Here is a 20,010-nt window from a genome sequence, read left to right as displayed (position 1 = left end):
GTTACTGGCCGAATCAACTGAGTTTCTCAGAATCATGCGGAATGGTGATGAGAATGCTGATGACATTGCAGGGCGCTTCACCGGGACGTATACCGGAGCTGATGCGCGATCTTGCAAGTATGGGACAACTTGTGAAATTACCGACGAGAAGGGGAAGGGCCTTCCCGAGAGTGGTAAAGGAGAGGCCCTGGAAATACCCCACAGCCCCGAAAAAGAGCCAGTCAGTTGCTTAACTGACTGGCATTACACCGGTCGGCAGCCCTTTTTTATCTATGATAGTGATTACTCAACCGTAACCGATTTTGCCAAGTTACGCGGCTGGTCAACGTCGGTGCCTTTGATCAGCGCGACATGGTAAGCCAGCAGCTGCAGCGGAACGGTGTAGAAGATCGGTGCAATCACCTCTTCCACATGCGGCATCTCGATGATGTGCATGTTATCGCTACTTACAAAACCCGCATCCTGATCGGCGAAGACATACAACTGACCGCCACGCGCGCGAACTTCTTCAATGTTGGATTTCAGTTTTTCCAACAGTTCGTTGTTCGGTGCAACGACGATAACCGGCATATCCGCGTCAATCAGCGCCAGCGGGCCGTGTTTCAGCTCGCCAGCAGCGTAGGCTTCAGCGTGAATGTAGGAGATCTCTTTCAGCTTCAATGCGCCTTCCAGTGCGATTGGGTACTGATCGCCACGGCCCAGGAACAGTGCGTGATGTTTGTCAGAGAAATCTTCTGCCAGAGCTTCAATGCGTTTGTCCTGAGATAGCATCTGCTCAATACGGCTCGGCAGCGCCTGCAGACCATGCACAATGTCATGTTCAATGGAGGCATCCAGACCTTTCAGGCGAGACAGCTTCGCCACCAGCATCAACAGCTCAGTTAACTGAGTGGTGAATGCTTTAGTGGACGCCACGCCGATTTCCGTACCCGCGTTGGTCATCAGCGCCAGATCGGATTCGCGCACCAGAGAAGAACCCGGAACGTTACAGATTGCCAGCGAACCAAGGTAACCCAGCTCTTTCGACAGACGCAGGCCCGCCAGGGTATCCGCGGTTTCGCCAGACTGTGACAAGGTGATCATCAGGCTGTTACGACGCACGGCAGATTTACGATAGCGGAATTCAGAGGCGATTTCGACGTCGCACGGAATACCTGCCAGCGATTCAAACCAGTAGCGGGAAACCATACCGGAGTTATAAGAAGTACCACAGGCGAGGATCTGAATATGCTCAACCTTCGACAGCAGTTCGTCGGCGTTCGGTCCCAGCTCGCTTAAATCAACCTGACCGTGGCCGATGCGCCCGGTAAGGGTGTTTTTGATCGCGTTCGGCTGTTCGTAGATCTCTTTCTGCATGTAGTGACGGTAAATACCTTTATCGCCCGCGTCATATTGCAGATTGGATTCGATATCCTGACGTTTTACTTCCGCGCCAGTTTTATCGAAGATGTTTACCGAACGGCGAGTAATTTCCGCAATATCGCCCTCTTCAAGGAAGATAAAGCGACGGGTCACCGGCAGCAGCGCCAGCTGGTCAGAAGCGATAAAGTTTTCGCCCATACCCAGGCCAATCACCAGCGGACTACCAGAACGTGCCGCCAGCAGGGTATCCGGGTGACGGGAGTCCATGATCACTGTACCGTACGCACCGCGCAGCTGCGGGATAGCACGCAGAACAGCCTCACGCAGAGTCCCGCCTTGTTTCAGCTCCCAGTTCACCAGATGGGCAATCACTTCGGTATCGGTTTCAGAAACGAAGGTATAGCCACGCGCTTTTAACTCTTCACGCAGCGGTTCATGGTTTTCGATGATGCCGTTATGCACCACCATAATGTGTTCAGAAACATGCGGATGCGCGTTAGCTTCTGAAGGTTCACCGTGGGTCGCCCAGCGAGTGTGAGCAATACCGGTGCCGCCATGCAGAGGATGTTCTTCCGCTGCCTGAGCCAGCATCTGGACTTTACCGAGGCGACGCAGGCGGGTCATATGACCTTCCGCATCAACAACGGCCAGACCGGCAGAGTCATATCCGCGGTATTCCAGACGACGTAAACCTTCAAGAAGGATTTCTGCTACATCACGTTGCGCGATCGCGCCAACAATTCCACACATAGTTTTTGATTCCGATTTATATCGTTGTCGGTCAACCTGTATGCCCGTTTTTTCGGGCGCCCCGAGCCTTGTAGAGAGTGGGGTTATTTTTATAGTTACTGCTTGTGGGAGGGAGATTATGTTATCTCCTCATCCCAGATGACCGGATTACCCGGCCAGAATTACTTTTTCTTTACCGGACGACGCCAGCCTTCTTTCTGAGTCTGCGGCACACGGCTGATAGCTAATGCATTTTCGCCGACATTACGCGTCACAGTTGTACCCGCAGCAATGGTCGCGCCTTTGCCTACTGTTACCGGGGCCACCAGCTGAGTGTCGGAACCGACAAACACATCGTCGCCGATAATGGTCTTAAATTTATTCGCACCATCGTAGTTGCAGGTAATGGTTCCCGCGCCGATGTTAACGTTATCGCCAATTTCCGCATCGCCCAGGTAAGTCAGATGACCAGCTTTCGAGCCTTTACCCAGACGCGCTTTTTTCATCTCAACAAAGTTACCGACGTGTGCACCTTCCAGCAACTCAGCACCAGGACGCAGACGGGCAAACGGGCCAATAGTACAGGCCGCTGCCAGATTCACGTCTTCCACAACGGTATACGGACTGATTTCGCAATCATCGCCAATCACGCTGTTTTTAATCACGCAACCGGTGCCGATTTTCACGCGATGACCGAGAGTCACGTTGCCCTCGATGATAACGTTAGTATCAATTTCAACATCGCGCCCGTGAGTAAGCGTACCGCGCAGATCAAAACGCGCCGGATCGCGCAGCATAACGCCTGCTAACAGCAGTTTTTCAGCCTGTTCGGACTGGTAAACGCGCTCCAGACGGGAGAGTTGCAGGCGGTTATTCACACCTTCTACTTCGCTTAAACGTTGCGGATGAACGGCGACGATTTCACGCCCTTCCTGATACGCCAGCGCAATAATGTCGGTGATGTAGTATTCGCCCTGAGCATTATTGTTGGTCAGCTTCGCCAGCCAGCGTTTCATATCTGCGCCGTTAGCGATCAGAATGCCGGTGTTGATCTCCTGAATCTGACGCTGCTCGTCGGTGGCATCTTTGTGCTCAACAATGCCGGTAACTTTGCCATTTTCACGGGTGATACGTCCATAACCGGTCGGATCATCCAGTTTCACCGTCAGCAGACCAATGCCACCCTGCGGTTTAGCATCACGCAGGCGCTGGAGTGTTTCGACAGAGATCAGCGGCACGTCGCCGTAGAACATTAAAATGTCTTCATCATCGGCAAAGAAAGGTGCGGCCTGCTGCATTGCATGACCCGTACCCAGCTGCTCTGCCTGAAGCACCCAGTTAAGGTTGTCGTCTTTCAGCGCCTGTTTAAGCAGATCGCCGCCGTGACCGTACACCAGGTGAACGTGCGCTGCGCCTAATTCATTCGCAGCATCAATGACATGCTGAACCATCGCTTTCCCGGCAAGGGTATGCAGCACTTTCGGAAGATCGGAATACATGCGCGTGCCTTTGCCTGCGGCAAGGATCACTACGCTCATAGCATTATTCAACATACGCGTCCTGACTGTAATTTGAGAACGAATTTAAACCGCTTCACCTTGAAAAAACTACATTTTTTTCATCGTGAAATGGACAGAGGATAAATTGTTCAATAACGGATTATCCCCGCTGACGAAAGTGCCATTTTCGACCATCGTCACGCCTTTTGTCTGCAGAAAATTAAGGCAGTACCTTCATTTAAGCGTCAGGTGGATGTTTTTGCTCTTATTTCGATCAATGAATAAACGGGAAAACAGGGGTGTTTTATATCAGCAGGATCTATGTGAACGCTCTTCAGGACGGATCACGCGTAAAAAAAACCAGCCTGTTTCCAGACTGGCTTTTGTGCTTTTCAAGCCGGTGTTACATCGCTTTTTTGGTCAACTCGATAACGCGCAGCTGCGCGATCGCTTTGGCCAGTTCCGCAGACGCCTGAGCGTAATCTACGTCGCCGTGAGAGCTGCTAATGTGCTCTTCAGCCTTACGTTTCGCTTCCATGGCTCGCGCTTCGTCGAGATCCTGGCCGCGAATTGCGGTGTCGGCCAGAACGGTCACGTTGCCAGACTGCACTTCAAGAATGCCGCCAGACAGATAGATAAACTCTTCGTGACCGTGCTGTTTCACGATGCGAATCATACCAGGCTTAATGGCGGTGAGCAGCGGTGCGTGGCCAGGGTAGATCCCCAGTTCACCTTCGCTACCCGTTACCTGGATTTTCTCGACCAGACCAGAGAACATTTGTTGCTCTGCGCTGACGACGTCCAGGTGGTAAGTCATTGCCATATCACCCTCCGATTAAGGCGTTAAAGTTTTTTGGCTTTTTCCACAGCTTCTTCGATGGAACCGACCATGTAGAACGCCTGCTCCGGCAGGTGATCGTATTCGCCTTCCATGATGCCTTTAAAGCCACGGATGGTGTCTTTCAGGGAGACGTATTTACCCGGAGAACCGGTGAATACTTCTGCCACGAAGAACGGCTGGGACAGGAAGCGCTGGATCTTACGAGCACGCGCTACCACCAGTTTGTCTTCTTCAGACAGTTCATCCATACCCAGGATGGCGATGATGTCTTTCAGTTCCTGATAACGTTGCAGGATGGACTGAACGCCACGCGCGGTGTCGTAGTGTTCCTGACCAACCACCAGCGGGTCCAGCTGACGGCTGGTGGAGTCCAGCGGGTCAACGGCCGGGTAGATACCCAGAGACGCGATCTGACGGCTCAGTACCACGGTTGCGTCAAGGTGCGCAAAGGTGGTTGCCGGAGACGGGTCAGTCAAGTCATCCGCAGGTACGTATACCGCCTGTACGGAGGTGATAGAACCAGTTTTGGTGGAGGTGATACGTTCCTGCAGAACGCCCATCTCTTCCGCCAGGGTCGGCTGATAACCTACCGCTGAAGGCATACGGCCCAGCAGTGCGGATACTTCCGTACCGGCCAGGGTGTAACGATAGATGTTGTCAACGAACAGCAGAACGTCACGACCTTCGTCACGGAATTTCTCAGCCATGGTCAGACCGGTCAGAGCAACACGCAGACGGTTTCCCGGCGGCTCGTTCATCTGGCCATACACCAGGGATACTTTGTCGATAACGTTGGAGTCGGTCATTTCGTGGTAGAAGTCGTTACCCTCACGAGTACGTTCACCTACGCCCGCAAACACAGAGTAACCGGAGTGCTCGATCGCGATGTTACGAATGAGCTCCATCATGTTTACGGTTTTACCTACACCCGCACCACCGAACAGACCAACTTTACCGCCCTTAGCGAACGGACACATCAGGTCGATAACTTTGATACCGGTTTCCAGCAGTTCCTGAGAGTTTGACAGCTCTTCGTAGGAAGGTGCTGCGCGGTGAATCGCCCAACGCTCTTCTTCACCGATCTCGCCTTTCATGTCGACCGGTTCACCCAGTACGTTCATGATACGGCCCAGAGTCGCTTTACCTACCGGGACTTCGATCGGGTGTTCGAGGTCTTTTACATCCAGACCGCGACGCAGACCGTCGGAGGAACCCATTGCGATGGTACGCACGATACCGCCGCCGAGCTGCTGCTGAACTTCCAGCACCAGACGCTCATTACCATTTTGCACCTCAAGAGCATCGTACACGCGCGGTACGGCATCCTGAGGGAATTCGACGTCAACTACGGCGCCGATTACCTGGACAATCTTTCCAGTAGCCATCTTAAATCCTCTACGAAATAACCTGTTTAAACCGCGGCGGCCCCCGAGACGATCTCGGTGAGTTCCTGAGTAATGCTGGCCTGACGAGCTTTGTTGTATACCAACTGCAGCTCTTTAATCAGGCTGCCGCCATTGTCGGTCGCGGCTTTCATCGCCACCATACGGGCGGCCTGCTCGCTGGCCAGGTTTTCAACCACGCCCTGATAAACCTGAGATTCGACATAACGACGCAGCAGGGTATCCAGCAACGCCTTCGGATCGGGTTCGTACAGGTAATCCCAGGATTTATGTTTCAGATCATCATCATCTGATGCCGGTAACGGCAGCAGCTGGCTGATGGTCGGAACCTGAGACATGGTGTTAATAAATTTGTTGCTGACAATGTAAAGCTTGTCCAGACGGCCTTCGTCGTAGGCCTGCAACATCACTTTTACCGGACCGATCAGTTCGGACAGGGAAGGGTTATCCCCCATGCCGGTGACCTGGGCAACAACATTGCCGCCCACGGAGTTGAAGAACGACACGCCTTTCGAGCCGATCATTGCGAGGTCGCATTGAACGCCTTTGTCGGTCCAGGTCTTCATTTCCGCCAGCAGTTTTTTGAACAGGTTAATGTTCAAACCACCGCACAAACCACGGTCGGTCGACACCACCAGGTAGCCCACGCGTTTAACGTCGCGGTCTTCCAGGTAAGGGTGCTTATATTCCAGATTACCATGTGCAAGGTGACCAATCACTTTGCGCATGGTTTCTGCATAAGGACGGCTGGCCGCCATGCGATCCTGCGATTTACGCATTTTGGAAGCGGCGACCATCTCCATCGCTTTAGTGATCTTTTGCGTGTTCTGGACGCTTGCGATCTTACTACGTATCTCTTTTGCGCCGGCCATGAGCTTCTCCTCAATGCCTTGCGGCCTGCCCTAAGGCAAGCCGCCAGACGTTACCAGGATTGGGTTGCTTTGAAGGAATCGAGGATGCCTTTCAGTTTGCCTTCGATTTCGTCGTTGTAGCCACCGGTCTGGTTGATCTCTTGCATCAACGGAGCGTGATCACGGTCGACGTAAGCCAGCAGAGCGGCTTCGAAGCTGCCAATTTTCGACAGTTCAACATCCGCCAGGTAACCACGTTCTGCTGCGAACAGAACCAGAGACTGCTGCGCAACGGACATCGGCGCATACTGTTTCTGTTTCAGCAGTTCGGTCACTTTCTGACCGTGGTCAAGCTGCTTACGTGTTGCATCGTCAAGGTCGGATGCAAACTGAGAGAACGCTGCTAGTTCACGATACTGTGCCAGAGCGGTACGGATACCACCGGACAGTTTTTTCATGATCTTGGTCTGTGCTGCACCACCAACACGGGATACGGAAATACCCGGGTTAACCGCAGGACGAATACCGGCGTTGAACAGGTTGGTTTCCAGGAAGATCTGACCATCGGTAATGGAGATTACGTTGGTCGGAACGAACGCAGAAACGTCACCCGCCTGAGTTTCGATAATCGGCAGTGCGGTCAGAGAACCGGTTTTCCCTTTCACTTCACCTTTGGTGAAGGCTTCAACGTATTCGGCGTTAACACGTGCAGCACGCTCCAGCAGACGAGAGTGGAGGTAGAAAACGTCGCCCGGGAATGCTTCACGTCCTGGCGGACGACGGAGCAGCAGGGAGATCTGACGGTAAGCAACAGCCTGTTTAGACAGGTCATCGTAAATGATCAGCGCATCTTCACCGCGGTCACGGAAGTATTCGCCCATTGCGCAACCGGCATACGGTGCCAGGTATTGCAGTGCAGCGGATTCAGACGCGGTTGCTACCACAACGATGGTGTTAGCCAGTGCGCCGTGCTCTTCCAGTTTACGTACCACGTTAGAAATGGTGGACGCTTTCTGGCCGATAGCGACATAGATACATTTGATACCGGAATCACGCTGGTTGATGATGGCATCGATAGCCAGTGCGGTTTTACCTGTCTGACGGTCACCGATGATCAATTCACGCTGACCACGACCGATTGGGATCATGGAGTCAACGGCTTTATAACCGGTCTGTACCGGCTGATCTACGGACTGACGTTCGATAACGCCCGGAGCGATTGCTTCTACAGCAGAGAAGCCGTCGTGATCCAGCGGACCTTTACCGTCGATTGGTGCACCCAGAGTGTTAACCACACGGCCCAGCAGGCCACGGCCAACCGGAACTTCCAGGATACGGCCAGTACACTTAACTTTCATGCCTTCGGCAAGGTCAGCGTACGGACCCATAACAACCGCACCTACAGAGTCGCGCTCGAGGTTCAGTGCGATAGCGTAACGGTTACCCGGCAGGGAGATCATTTCACCCTGCATACAATCGGCCAGGCCGTGAATGCGGATAACACCGTCACTTACAGAAACAATAGTACCTTCGTTGTGAGCTTCACTCACAACATTGAACTGAGCAATGCGCTGCTTGATCAGTTCGCTGATTTCGGTGGAATTCAGTTGCATGCTCCAGTCCCCTTAAGACTGCAAGACGTCTGCAAGGCGCTCAAGACGACCGCGTACGCTGCCATCAATGACCATATCACCCGCTCGGATGATAACGCCTGCCATTACAGACTTATCGATTTTGCAATTCAGCTTAACTTTGCGTGACAGACGTTTTTCCATCGCAGCAGAAATTTTCGCGAGCTGTTGTTCACTCAGTGCGGCAGCGGAAATGACGTCTACCTCAGCGGTAGCCTCACTCACGGCACGAAGGTGAATAAACTGCTCCAGAACATCCGGGAGCGCGTTAAGACGACCATTTTCAGCCATTACCCGAATCAGGTTCTGACCGTTTTCGTCCAGTTGCTCACCACAAACTGCGATAAACGACTCGGCGAGCGTTTCTGGCGCAAGCGCGCCAGAGAGAAGCTCTGCCATTTGTTCGTTTTTGGTTACCTCGGCGGCAAACGCCAGCATGTCCTGCCAGCGTTCTACACTTTGGTGTTCGACGGCAAAGTCAAAAGCTGCTTTGGCGTAGGGGCGAGCTACCGTAATAAATTCAGACATCAGCCCCTCCCTCCTTACAGTTCAGCGACAAGTTTATCCACGATGTCGCTGTTAGCAGCTTCATCCACGGAACGTTCGATGATCTTCTCGGCGCCAGCAACAGCCAGGATAGCAACTTGCTTACGCAGCTCTTCACGGGCACGTTTACGCTCGGCTTCAATTTCTGCCTGCGCCTGGGCCACGATTTTAGTACGTTCCTGTTCTGCCTCAGCTTTCGCTTCGTCCAGAATCTGCGAGCGGCGTTTGTTCGCCTGCTCATGATTACCTGGGCTTCCGCTTTCGCTTTTTTCAGCTGGTCGGTCGCGCTGGCCTTTGCAAGGTCAAGGTCCTTATGTGCTCGTTCTGCGGAAGCAAGGCCGTCAGCAATTTCTTTTTGACGTTTTTCGATGGCTGCCATTAATGGCGGCCATACGTACTTCATGCAGAACAGAACGAACAGGACAAACGCGATGGCCTGGCCGAGGATTGTTGCGTTAAGATTCACAGCACAATGCCTCTATTTAGTTAACGTTCTGATATTGCTCTTTAAATAAAAGCAACGCTTACTACGCGACAGCGAACATCACGTACAGACCCAGACCTACAGCGATCATCGGGATAGCATCCACCAGACCCATAACGATAAAGAACTGAGTACGCAGCAGAGGAATCAGATCAGGTTGACGCGCTGCGCCTTCCAAGAATTTACCCCCGAGGATGCCGATACCGATCGCAGCACCGATTGCCGCCAGACCCATCATCACAGCGGCAGCCATGTACAGCAGATCCATATTCAGGTTTTCCATGACAGTCTCCAGTTTGTTTCAGTTAAAACGTAGTAGTGTTGGTAAATTAATGTTCTTCAGACGCCATCGACAGATAGACGATCGTCAGAACCATGAAGATGAAGGCTTGCAGCGTAATGATCAGGATGTGGAAAATGGCCCACGGCACATTCAGGATCCACTGTGACCACCACGGCAACAGACCAGCAATCAGAATGAAAATCAGCTCACCGGCATACATGTTACCGAACAGTCGCAAACCGAGTGAAACTGGTTTGGACAGCAGGCTTACCCCTTCAAGGATTAAGTTGACAGGAATGAACGCCCAGTGATTGAACGGCTGCAGCGTCAACTCTTTCGTGAAGCCGCCGATGCCTTTCATTTTGATGCTGTAGAACAGAATCAGGATAAATACGCCCAATGCCATAGACAGCGTTACGTTCACGTCCGCAGACGGAACCACACGCAGTGCAGGCAGACCCAGTACATGTTCAGCAATGTACGGCAGCAGGTCGATAGGCAGTAAATCCATCAGGTTCATCAGGAATACCCAGACGAAGATCGTCAGGGCCAGCGGAGCAATCAGCTTGCTTTTGCCATGGTACATGTCTTTCACGCTACCATTAACAAAGCCGATCACCAGCTCAATCGCGGTCTGAAACTTACCTGGCACACCGCTGGTCGCCTTTTTGGCTACGCTACGGAATAAAACCAGGAACAACAGACCCAGCACCACCGAGAAGAACATGGAGTCAATATTGATTGTCCAGAAGGTGGCTGGGGGGTTTTGTGGATCCACCAGCGAGAATGTACGCAGGTCCAGCTGAAGGTTATTCAGGTGGTGTCCTATGTAATCCTGCGGCGTCATATTTTCTGAAGCCATGATGCCTTTTACCCTTTGTTGTTAATTACAGCCGGTGCCAGTATCTGAACCACCAGCACCAAAACCCACGTAACGATCAGCGGCAAGAATACCGCCTTTAAAACCGCCAACGCCACCACCAGTAACACCAACATCGCCAGAACTTTGAAAGCTTCGCCAAATGCGAATGTCCAGGCCACCCGGCCTTTCGCTGGTGTATGCGCCTGGTGACGCCAGGCAAATATCATAAACAAAACGTTAGGCAGAAAGACTGCCAGGCCCCCGCTTATTGCAGAGACGCCCCAGAAGGGGTCTTTGAGGCTGAACAGCAATCCACTTGCTATCACCACCAGTAACTGAACGAGCAGAAGCTTCCGAGCAACGTTTCGACTCACGAGCGACACAGACATCACGTTTTTCACTCCTGCTCCCTTCGAGGTATGCCGCGTGTCGTATAAAACTTTCTTTAAGGCTTAGAGTCAAGCATCAAAAAGAGGTCAAATTATACGGCGCGCCCCCGTGATTTCAAACAATAAGTAGCCAAAAGGTGAATAAATGTTTAAATATTTTTCCAGTGCATACAATTGCGACTTTTCTGCTAACCCTGTTCGATCATGAAAAACTGTAAATAACGCGTAAACACTGGTGATAAAGCGTGCTTCAGATCACATATTGCGCATGTTCGCGCACAGCATATTTATTTACTTGGCAAATGATGCCTTTGCAAGTTTATGATATTTCACTCTAAAAACAGATACTGTTTTAATAAATGACATTTACACAACAAAAACCACCCATTGACATTTTTAATAATGTTTTAGCAGCCAATGATGGTTCTTAGCGCCGATTTTTAGCAGACTGATATTTTCACTAATGACTTATTTTCTGCTTACCAAAAAAAGCCACGTTATCTTGTTGATGCAAAAGAGTGAACGTGGCGTTAAATGTAACCAGTTATATCAGTAGAAAACCTGGTTGTTGTTAACAGTATAACCGGTCAATTTTTTATGATTTTTTTGATAAAAATTAAATTTTATTTGCTTTAATCACCACCAGATGACGTTCGCCATCCAGGGCTGGAACCTGAAGTTTAACCACTGATTCGACCTGATATTCTTCGGGCAACAAAGCGATTTCATCTTCCGGCCTTTGCCCTTTCAGCGCGTAGAAACGGCCTTGCTCACCAGGAAGATGGTGGCACCAGCTCACCATATCGTTCAGAGAGGCAAAAGCGCGGCTAATTACGCCATCAAATGGCGGCTCTGAAGGAAACTCTTCTACCCTGCTCTGTACTGGTTCAATATTCTCCAGTTTAAGCTCATGTTGCACCTGACGAAGGAAACGCACGCGTTTACCAAGGCTATCCAACAGAGTGAAATGGGCTTCAGGACGCACGATAGAGAGTGGAATGCCTGGCAGTCCTGGTCCGGTGCCGACATCGATAAACCGTTCACCTTGCAGATACGGTGCCACCACAATGCTATCGAGAATATGGCGTACCAGCATCTCATTAGGATCGCGGACCGAAGTCAGGTTGTACGCTTTGTTCCATTTATGCAGCATATTCACGTAGGCAATAAGCTGGTTTTTCTGGTGATCGGTAAGCGAAATACCTGCGTCTTTCAGCAGTAAGGAGAGTTTGTTGAGCACGGTGATTACCTGTTCTTGATGCGTTGCCTGGTAAGCGGGTGCTTACCAGACATTTTTAATGCGTTATGCGCTACGACGCAGCATACCCTGTTTTTTCAGCCACACCAGCAGAATGGAGATGGCCGCAGGCGTGACGCCAGAAATACGCGAAGCTTGGCCGATAGAGGCTGGTTTGTGATCGTTAAGTTTGGCGATCACTTCGTTAGAAAGACCGGATACCTGGCGGTAATCCAGTGTCGCGGGTAGCAGGGTGTTCTCGTTACGCAGCTGCTTTTCGATCTCATCTTGCTGGCGCGCGATATAACCTTCGTATTTAACCTGAATCTCAACCTGTTCCGCCGCCTGTTCGTCTGTCAACGCAGGGGCAAACGGCGTCAGCGTGGTTAATTTTTCATAAGTCATTTCCGGACGACGCAGCAGATCTTCACCACTGGCTTCACGGGAAAGCGGCGCAGTCAGGTGAGCATTCACTTCGGCTGCAGCTTCCGCCGACGGGGTTACCCAGGTCGATTTCAGACGCTGACGCTCACGCTCGATATTCTCAAGTTTCTCGTTAAAGCGCGCCCAACGTTCGTCATCCACCAGGCCCAGTTCACGACCGATTTCAGTCAAACGCAGATCCGCATTATCTTCGCGTAGCATCAGACGATATTCTGCGCGCGAAGTAAACATACGATACGGTTCTTTGGTTCCTAAAGTGCACAGGTCATCAACTAGTACGCCGAGATACGCCTGAGAACGTGCCGGAGCCCAACCTTCTTTGTCAGCAGACAGACGGGCAGCGTTAAGACCGGCCAGCAAACCTTGCGCAGCGGCTTCTTCGTAACCGGTAGTGCCGTTAATCTGACCAGCAAAGAACAGCCCCTGGATAAACTTGCTCTCCAGCGTCGGTTTCAGGTCGCGAGGATCGAAGAAGTCATACTCAATGGCATAACCCGGACGCACGATCTTCGCGTTTTCCATCCCCTGCATAGAGCGGACGATTTGCATCTGCACATCGAACGGCAGGCTGGTGGAGATACCGTTCGGATAAATTTCATTAGAGGTCAGTCCTTCCGGTTCAAGGAAGATCTGATGCTGATTTCTGTCGGCGAAGCGCATGACTTTGTCTTCGATCGACGGGCAGTAGCGTGGGCCGACACCTTCGATCACCCCTGCATACATTGGGCTACGATCGAGGTTACTGCGGATCACATCATGGGTTTTCTCGTTGGTATGAGTGATATAACACGGCACCTGCTGGGGATGCTGGGACGCATTGCCCATAAACGAGAATACCGGCATTGGGTTATCGCCATGCTGTTGCGCCAGCACACTAAAGTCGATAGTTCGAGCATCAATACGCGGTGGTGTCCCGGTTTTCAGACGACCAACGCGCAGCGGCAGTTCACGCAAACGGTGAGAAAGCGGAATGGACGGCGGATCACCAGCACGGCCACCGCTGTAATTATCCAGACCGATATGAATTTTACCGTCGAGGAACGTCCCAACGGTGAGCACGACGGCTTTGGCACGGAACTTCAGTCCCATTTGGGTAACAGCACCGACCACGCGATCGTTTTCGACAATAAGATCTTCAACCGCCTGCTGGAAGATCATCAGGTTCGGTTGGTTCTCCAGCGCCGTACGTACCGCCTGACGGTAGAGCACACGATCCGCCTGAGCTCGGGTAGCGCGAACCGCCGGTCCTTTGCTTGCGTTTAGTATCCTAAACTGGATACCCGCTTGATCGATCGCTTTCGCCATCAGACCGTCGAGTGCATCCACTTCTTTTACCAGATGTCCCTTCCCAATACCGCCGATCGCCGGGTTGCAGCTCATCTGTCCCAGAGTGTCGATATTGTGTGTCAAAAGCAGAGTCTGTTGACCCATACGCGCCGCGGCCATCGCGGCCTCGGTGCCTGCATGACCCCCGCCAATGATGATGACGTCAAAAGGATCCGGATAAAACATGGTGATTGCCTCGCATAACGCGGTATGAAAATGGATTGAAGCCCGGGCCGTGGATTCTACTCAACTTTGTCGGCTTGAGAAAGACCTGGGATCCTGGGTATTAAAAAGAAGATCTATTTATTTAGAGATCTGTTCTATTGTGATCTCTTATTAGGATCGCACTGCCCTGTGGATAACAAGGATCCGGCTTTTAAGATCAACAACCTTGAAAGGATCATTAACTGTGAATGATCGGTGATCCTGGACCGTATAAGCTGGGATCAGAATGAGGGGTTATACACAACTCAAAAACTGAACAACCGTTGTTCCTTGGATAACTACCGGTTGATCCAAGCTTCCTGACAGAGTTATCCACAGTAGATCGCACGATCTGTATACTTATTTGAGTAAATTAACCCACGATCCCAGCCATTCTTCTGCCGGATCTTCCGGAATGTCGTGATCAAGAATGTTGATCTTCAGTGTTTCGCCTGTCTGTTTTGCACCGGAATTTTTGAGTTCTGCCTCGAGTTTATCGATAGCCCCACAAAAGGTGTCATATTCACGACTACCAATACCGATTGCGCCAAAGCGGACCGCAGAAAGATCGGGCTTCTGTTCCTGCAATGCTTCATAGAAAGGAGAAAGGTTGTCCGGAATATCTCCGGCACCGTGGGTGGAGCTGATAATCAGCCAGATCCCCGAGGCAGATAAATCTTCCAACAGCGGACCGTGCAGCGTTTCGGTGGTAAAACCCGCCTCTTCCAGCTTTTCAGCCAGGTGTTCTGCTACATATTCGGCACCGCCGAGGGTGCTGCCGCTGATAAGAGTGATATCTGCCATAAACCGCCACCTTTATTAAGAGTGGCGTATTGTACGCTGTGAACGCGTTGGGATCTACCTGTGGAAAAGTATGGGATTAAAAAAGCCGATCAGGGCTTGATAGTACGCATGATCGGGTTTTGCAGGACGATCAATGTCTCGGTGGACTGAATTTCATCAATTGTTTGGATCTTGTTGATAAGTACATGCTGGAGAGCGTCGATCGAACGGCACATTACTTTTATAAAGATGCTGTAGTGGCCTGTTGTGTAATAGGCTTCAGTGACTTCATCAAGGCTTTCCAGCTTTGCCAGCGCGGAAGGGTAGTCTTTGGCGCTCTTTAATATAATGCCGATAAAGCAGCCTACGTCATAACCGAGCTGCTTCGGGCTGACATCAATACGCGCCCCGGTAATGATCCCCGCCTGCTTCATTTTCTCTACCCGAACGTGAATCGTCCCCGGACTGACGCCAAATTGTTTCGCCAGTTCGGCGTAAGCGGTGCGCGCATTGCCCATTAATGCTTCCAGGATGCCACGGTCCAGATTGTCGATCAGATAATTTTCCATAGGATTTTCTTATGCAGATTGATGATTCATTCTATTTTAGCCTTCTTTTTTAATGAATCAAAAGTGTGTTAGGCTTTTTATTGAATGATTATTGCATATGTGTCGGTTTTTATTGCTTAATCATAAGCAACAGGACGCAGGAGTATAAAAAATGAAAACCGCTTACATTGCCAAACAACGCCAAATTAGCTTCGTGAAATCTCACTTTTCTCGTCAACTGGAAGAACGTCTGGGGCTGATCGAAGTCCAGGCACCGATTCTTAGCCGTGTGGGGGATGGCACGCAGGATAACTTGTCGGGCTGTGAAAAAGCGGTGCAGGTAAAAGTGAAAGCTCTGCCTGATGCCCAGTTCGAAGTGGTTCATTCACTGGCGAAGTGGAAACGTCAGACCTTAGGGCAACACGACTTCAGCGCGGGCGAAGGGCTGTACACGCACATGAAAGCCCTTCGCCCCGATGAAGACCGTCTTTCTCCGTCTATGTAGACCAGTGGGACTGGGAACGCGTAATGGGCGACGGTGAGCGTCAATTCTCGACTCTGAAAAGCACGGTAGAGGCGATCTGGGCGGGAATTAAAGCAACCGAAGCTGCGGTTAGCGAAGAGTTTGGCCTGGCACCGTTCCTGCCGGATCAGATCCACTTCGTACACAGCCAGGAGTTACTGTCTCGTTATCCGGATCTCGATGCCAAAGGGCGTGAGCGGGCGATAGCGAAAGATCTTGGCGCGGTATTCCTTGTCGGGATTGGCGGCAAGCTGAGCGATGGTCATCGCCACGACGTGCGCGCACCGGATTATGATGACTGGAGCACCCCGTCAGAGCTGGGTCATGCGGGTCTGAACGGCGATATTCTGGTGTGGAACCCTGTACTGGAAGATGCGTTTGAGCTTTCTTCCATGGGGATCCGCGTGGATGCCGACACGCTGAAGCATCAGCTGGCGCTGACCGGTGATGAAGATCGTCTGCAGCTGGAATGGCATCAGGCGCTGCTGCGCGGTGAAATGCCGCAGACCATCGGCGGCGGTATCGGCCAGTCTCGTTTGACTATGCTGCTGCTGCAACTGCCGCATATCGGCCAGGTTCAGTGTGGAGTATGGCCAGCTGCTGTTCGCGAGAGCGTCCCTTCTCTGCTGTAATAATTTATCGCCGCCAGCGTCTGAGCAGGCGGCTTCGCATCCCGGTATCAAAGCGCCAGATATGATCGAAAATGCGCATGATGCCGGGTTTGCCGTGTGCCGACATCGCCACGGCATGAAAGCGATGCTGATGTACCCGCTGCAGCTCTTTCACTTTACTCGTCACGTCGTCAGGCAACCGCTGAGCGATAAAATCAGAAATCACCACCGCATCGGCATCAAACCATTCCCTGCTTTGCAAGCGTTCCATAATGGCGCGAAAACAACTGGCAAGATCGGTGCCGCCACGAAACAGCTGGCTTAAAAAACGGATTGCTTGTTCGATGCCTTGTGGGCCTGAAAGCTCATAACGGACGATCTCGGTGGAAAATAGCATAATATAGCAGCGCCGGTTTTCTGCGAGAGCAATGCGCATCAAGGCCAGGCAGAACGCTTTCGCACACTGTTCATTAAAGCCGCCCATTGAGCCGGAAGTATCCACACAGACAATAAACGGCCCGCGCGGCTGTTCATCGTAATCTTTATGTACCACCGGACGTTCGATCACTTTTTCACGCCACGACTCACCGTGCAGGCGATAGGTGAGCAACTGTTTTTCCACCAGCCGACGGTAAAACTCATACTCCAGTTCCGTTATCCCTAGTGTCGCCAGTTCTGGCGGCAGGAGACGTAAAATATCATCGCTTTGTTGCAGACCATCAACCTGCTCAGGAACCGTCGCCGGTTCGCGCACCATGGTGCGGAAGGTTTCCATCTGCGCATCGTTGCGCGGTATTGATTTGGCTTCCCGAGAACGCCCCAGCTGCTCTGCCAGGCGTTTCAGTTCCGGCTTTTCGTTAAGAAATTCACCGTATTTCACAATCAACTGATAGTCGCCACGTTTAAGCTGGCCGGCGCTCATATCCCACAGACGACCAGCTGCGGTATTGTTATCTGCGAGAATCGGTTCAAGTTGTCCGCTCAGCGTCATGCGTTCCTGAACTTCACTTAACAGTTGTTCGCGTTCTTCTTCTAATAGCTGTTGATTTAACGTCGTTGCTTGCACGATCAGACTTAAACGCCAGCGCTGGAGAAAAAGCGTGTGTAACGCTGAAGTTATTGTGCTGTTAGCATCAACCAACTGCCGGGCTTGTTCTGCCCATGGGGAATTCAGACGATGCAGTAAGTCCAGGATCTGTGGTAGCTGCACAATAAACTGCGGCGTGGAGAGGAGCTGGCTTTGCTGATAGCACATCACCTCTTCGGTGAGTTCTGGCGGGACTCGGGCATCTTTCAGCCGACTGCGCAGCGCCTCACGCCAGCGGGGAACATCATCAGTGATTGCTGCCTTCAGTCGTGGGAATTTTTCAAAGAAGACCGCCAGCTGCGGTGAGGCCAGCAGTGCGATGATCATCTCTTCGATCAATCCCTCTTCGCTGACGGCCAGCATCACATTAAGCGTATCCAGCGTTAGCATTGTTGTGCCTGGCGAATCTGTGCACCGACATCCTGTAGGCTGGCTTCAATGCGACCTAACCAGTCGCCAGGGATAAACAGACATTTTTGCTGTTCGCTGAATAAAGCGTGTTGCTTACGCCAGTCGCTTTCAAGCTCTTCCAGTTGTTGTTTTATTTCACCTGGCAGACCTTCAGCCGATGAACCGGGAAGTGCCAGCGTACTGCCTTGTAAACTTACATCGCGTACAACAAGATGTTGGGTGCTATCAACTTCCAGATTCAGTTTCTGGGCAAAGCCGATACAGTTCAGTTTGCCGCGAATTTCACCACCTTTACTCAGCCACTGTTCCAGCGCGCTACGCTCAAAGGAGATATGAACCACTTCCATATCATGCAGTTTTAACGGTTTTTGCAGCAGCAGAGTCAGAGTGGAAGCAGTAACGTTAACAGGGAGTTGATACTGCTGACGACGGCTAAAAATGCCGCCCAGACGAATTACCGTTAAGGCTGTTTTATCGCTTTGTTGCTGCTGAAGTTGCAGGTGACGTTGCACAATCGCGCCCAGGCGGGTCAACATCCCTTGCTGTTGCCAGGCGTGACCGGTCATCAATACATCAATTTGTTGTTGTATCAAATTCAGGCTTTGCGCGTCATACCACAGGCAATCTTTCAGCAAAATGAGATCTACCGGGGCAACAGCACTGCGACCGCTAAAAAAGGCGCTGGCCTGCAATAATCGGATCGCTTTTTTCCAGCGACGATCCGAGACATAAGGCGCATCCGGTAATTTATCCAGTTGCTGGCGCAGCATAAAAATCAGCTCAAATACATGATCGGGCAGCGTAATTTCACCAATCTCTTTCTGCCAGCGTTCATATTCTTCATCTGTGACCTGCAAGGCATCAGGAACCGGATTGTCGTTTTCATCCTGTTGACTGGTCAGCATGGAGCGGAAATTCGCTTTATCCTGCACTTTATCTAACCACAGACGAATCAGCATGCGGTCATATAACGCTTCCAGACTGCTGTCTGCTTCCGGCAGCTCGTTGGAGGCCGCCACCAGCAGACGCATCGGGATTTTTTCTACGTGTGCACCGTTGCGGAACTGGCGCTCGTTAATGGCGGTGAGCAAGGTATTAAGAATTGCCGGGCCCGCTTTCCAGATCTCATCCAGAAAGACAATTTCTGCTTCCGGCAGGTAACCGCTGGTTAAACGTTCATAGCGCCCTTCATCTTTTAGCGCCTGAATAGAAAGGGGACCAAAAACTTCTTCCGGCGTGGAGAAGCGGGTCATCAGATATTCAAACGCGCGGGCATTCTGAAAGGCGAATTTTAAGCGCCGGGCGATCAAACTTTTGGCAATACCTGGCGGGCCAAGGAGGAACACACTTTCACCACTTAATGCCGCTAATAAACACAAGCGGATGGCGTGGCTACGTTCATAAAGCCCCTTTTCCAACGAACTGCTCAGGCGGGAAATTCTTTCCGCTAATAAATGAGGGTGAGCCATAATGAAGTGGCGTCCTTTCGTCAAAAGTTCTGCGTAAATTGCGAGTATAGACGTTTCTTGCTGGTGGCTAAAATAGTCTCAAAGGGGGGGAATGCCAGTCAGTTAAGCAACTGACTGGCTCTTTTTCGGGGCTGTGGGGTATTTCCAGGGCCTCTCCTTTACCACTCTCGGGAAGGCCCTTCCCCTTCTCGTCGGTAATTTCACAAGTTGTCCCATACTTGCAAGATCGCGCATCAGCTCCGGTATACGTCCCGGTGAAGCGCCCTGCAATGTCATCAGCATTCTCATCACCATTCCGCATGATTCTGAGAAACTCAGTTGATTTGGCCAGTAACCTTTCAGATGTTCCGCCATTTTAATCATCTGATATCTCACCAGATTATAAGCCAGTAAGACACCCCACAGCTCTTGCTCCACAAGCTCCGGCTTTTTACTTCTCAGCGTCAGCCTGCTCAGTTGCATCGTCTGTTTTATCTCCCTGTATCCC

At 51.4% G+C, this 20,010-nt stretch carries 16 protein-coding genes and 4 pseudogenes; 2 read left to right on the top strand and 18 right to left on the bottom strand.

The window, feature by feature from the left end; genetic code table 11:
* Positions 1-233 (top strand): annotated as a pseudogene (locus BGK49_RS20880) (IS4 family transposase); the annotation flags it as partial.
* A gap of 49 nt (positions 234-282) precedes the next feature.
* On the opposite strand, the gene glmS reads toward BGK49_RS20880, so the two are convergent.
* The 15 genes and pseudogenes from glmS to asnC all read right to left on the bottom strand — a co-directional run bounded on the left by glmS (position 283) and on the right by asnC (position 15,443).
* Complete coding sequence (gene glmS / locus BGK49_RS20875; protein WP_000334043.1) at positions 283-2,112, bottom strand: glutamine--fructose-6-phosphate transaminase (isomerizing); 1,830 nt, start codon at positions 2,110-2,112, stop codon at positions 283-285.
* A 161-nt stretch (positions 2,113-2,273) separates the two neighbouring features.
* Positions 2,274-3,644, bottom strand: a complete 1,371-nt coding sequence (gene glmU / locus BGK49_RS20870; protein ID WP_000933714.1) for a bifunctional UDP-N-acetylglucosamine diphosphorylase/glucosamine-1-phosphate N-acetyltransferase GlmU — start codon at positions 3,642-3,644, stop codon at positions 2,274-2,276.
* Positions 3,645-3,993: 349 nt separating this feature from the next.
* Positions 3,994-4,413 carry a F0F1 ATP synthase subunit epsilon gene (locus tag BGK49_RS20865; protein ID WP_001251973.1) on the bottom strand — a complete coding sequence of 140 codons (420 nt, stop codon included), beginning with the start codon at positions 4,411-4,413 and terminating at the stop codon, positions 3,994-3,996.
* Positions 4,414-4,433: 20 nt separating this feature from the next.
* Positions 4,434-5,816, bottom strand: a complete 1,383-nt coding sequence (atpD, locus tag BGK49_RS20860) for a F0F1 ATP synthase subunit beta (protein ID WP_000190506.1) — start codon at positions 5,814-5,816, stop codon at positions 4,434-4,436.
* Positions 5,817-5,842: 26 nt separating this feature from the next.
* Complete coding sequence (gene atpG / locus BGK49_RS20855; RefSeq protein ID WP_000896498.1) at positions 5,843-6,706, bottom strand: F0F1 ATP synthase subunit gamma; 864 nt, start codon at positions 6,704-6,706, stop codon at positions 5,843-5,845.
* A 50-nt stretch (positions 6,707-6,756) separates the two neighbouring features.
* Positions 6,757-8,298 carry a F0F1 ATP synthase subunit alpha gene (atpA, locus tag BGK49_RS20850; RefSeq protein ID WP_001176745.1) on the bottom strand — a complete coding sequence of 514 codons (1,542 nt, stop codon included), beginning with the start codon at positions 8,296-8,298 and terminating at the stop codon, positions 6,757-6,759.
* 12 nt (positions 8,299-8,310) lie between these two features.
* A complete protein-coding gene (gene atpH, locus BGK49_RS20845; protein WP_001288587.1) occupies positions 8,311-8,844 on the bottom strand; it encodes a F0F1 ATP synthase subunit delta in 534 nt (177 codons plus the stop codon).
* Between the two features lie 14 nt (positions 8,845-8,858).
* Positions 8,859-9,328: pseudogene (atpF, locus tag BGK49_RS20840) on the bottom strand (F0F1 ATP synthase subunit B).
* A gap of 61 nt (positions 9,329-9,389) precedes the next feature.
* Positions 9,390-9,629: a F0F1 ATP synthase subunit C gene (atpE, locus tag BGK49_RS20835; protein ID WP_000429386.1), complete on the bottom strand. Its 240-nt coding sequence runs from the start codon at positions 9,627-9,629 to the stop codon at positions 9,390-9,392.
* Between the two features lie 46 nt (positions 9,630-9,675).
* Entirely contained in the window at positions 9,676-10,491 is an 816-nt protein-coding gene (gene atpB, locus BGK49_RS20830) for a F0F1 ATP synthase subunit A (protein ID WP_000135625.1), read from the bottom strand.
* 8 nt (positions 10,492-10,499) lie between these two features.
* Entirely contained in the window at positions 10,500-10,880 is a 381-nt protein-coding gene (gene atpI / locus BGK49_RS20825; RefSeq protein ID WP_000116695.1) for a F0F1 ATP synthase subunit I, read from the bottom strand.
* A gap of 616 nt (positions 10,881-11,496) precedes the next feature.
* Positions 11,497-12,120, bottom strand: a complete 624-nt coding sequence (gene rsmG / locus BGK49_RS20820) for a 16S rRNA (guanine(527)-N(7))-methyltransferase RsmG (protein ID WP_000932840.1) — start codon at positions 12,118-12,120, stop codon at positions 11,497-11,499.
* 63 nt (positions 12,121-12,183) lie between these two features.
* Positions 12,184-14,073, bottom strand: coding sequence for a tRNA uridine-5-carboxymethylaminomethyl(34) synthesis enzyme MnmG (gene mnmG, locus BGK49_RS20815; RefSeq protein WP_000499753.1), 1,890 nt, complete (start codon positions 14,071-14,073; stop codon positions 12,184-12,186).
* Between the two features lie 378 nt (positions 14,074-14,451).
* Positions 14,452-14,895, bottom strand: coding sequence for an FMN-binding protein MioC (mioC, locus tag BGK49_RS20810; protein ID WP_000763732.1), 444 nt, complete (start codon positions 14,893-14,895; stop codon positions 14,452-14,454).
* Between the two features lie 89 nt (positions 14,896-14,984).
* Positions 14,985-15,443 carry a transcriptional regulator AsnC gene (gene asnC / locus BGK49_RS20805; protein WP_000432970.1) on the bottom strand — a complete coding sequence of 153 codons (459 nt, stop codon included), beginning with the start codon at positions 15,441-15,443 and terminating at the stop codon, positions 14,985-14,987.
* A gap of 151 nt (positions 15,444-15,594) precedes the next feature.
* On the opposite strand from asnC, the pseudogene asnA reads away from it, so the two are divergent.
* Positions 15,595-16,577: pseudogene (gene asnA, locus BGK49_RS20800) on the top strand (aspartate--ammonia ligase).
* 4 nt (positions 16,578-16,581) lie between these two features.
* On the opposite strand, the gene viaA reads toward asnA, so the two are convergent.
* The 3 genes and pseudogenes from viaA to BGK49_RS20785 form a co-directional block, all read right to left on the bottom strand.
* Entirely contained in the window at positions 16,582-18,033 is a 1,452-nt protein-coding gene (gene viaA, locus BGK49_RS20795; RefSeq protein ID WP_000956628.1) for an ATPase RavA stimulator ViaA, read from the bottom strand.
* Entirely contained in the window at positions 18,027-19,523 is a 1,497-nt protein-coding gene (ravA, locus tag BGK49_RS20790; protein ID WP_005045000.1) for an ATPase RavA, read from the bottom strand. Before ravA ends, viaA begins: the two co-directional genes overlap by 7 nt.
* Before the next feature lie 102 nt (positions 19,524-19,625).
* A pseudogene (locus BGK49_RS20785) lies at positions 19,626-20,010 on the bottom strand (IS4 family transposase); the annotation flags it as partial.

Source organism: Shigella sp. FC1544, assembly GCF_001722145.1.
Lineage (GTDB): Bacteria > Pseudomonadota > Gammaproteobacteria > Enterobacterales > Enterobacteriaceae > Escherichia > Escherichia coli.
The sequence above is the reverse complement of the archived record's forward strand: the minus strand, read 5'-3'. Positions and strand labels throughout refer to the sequence as shown.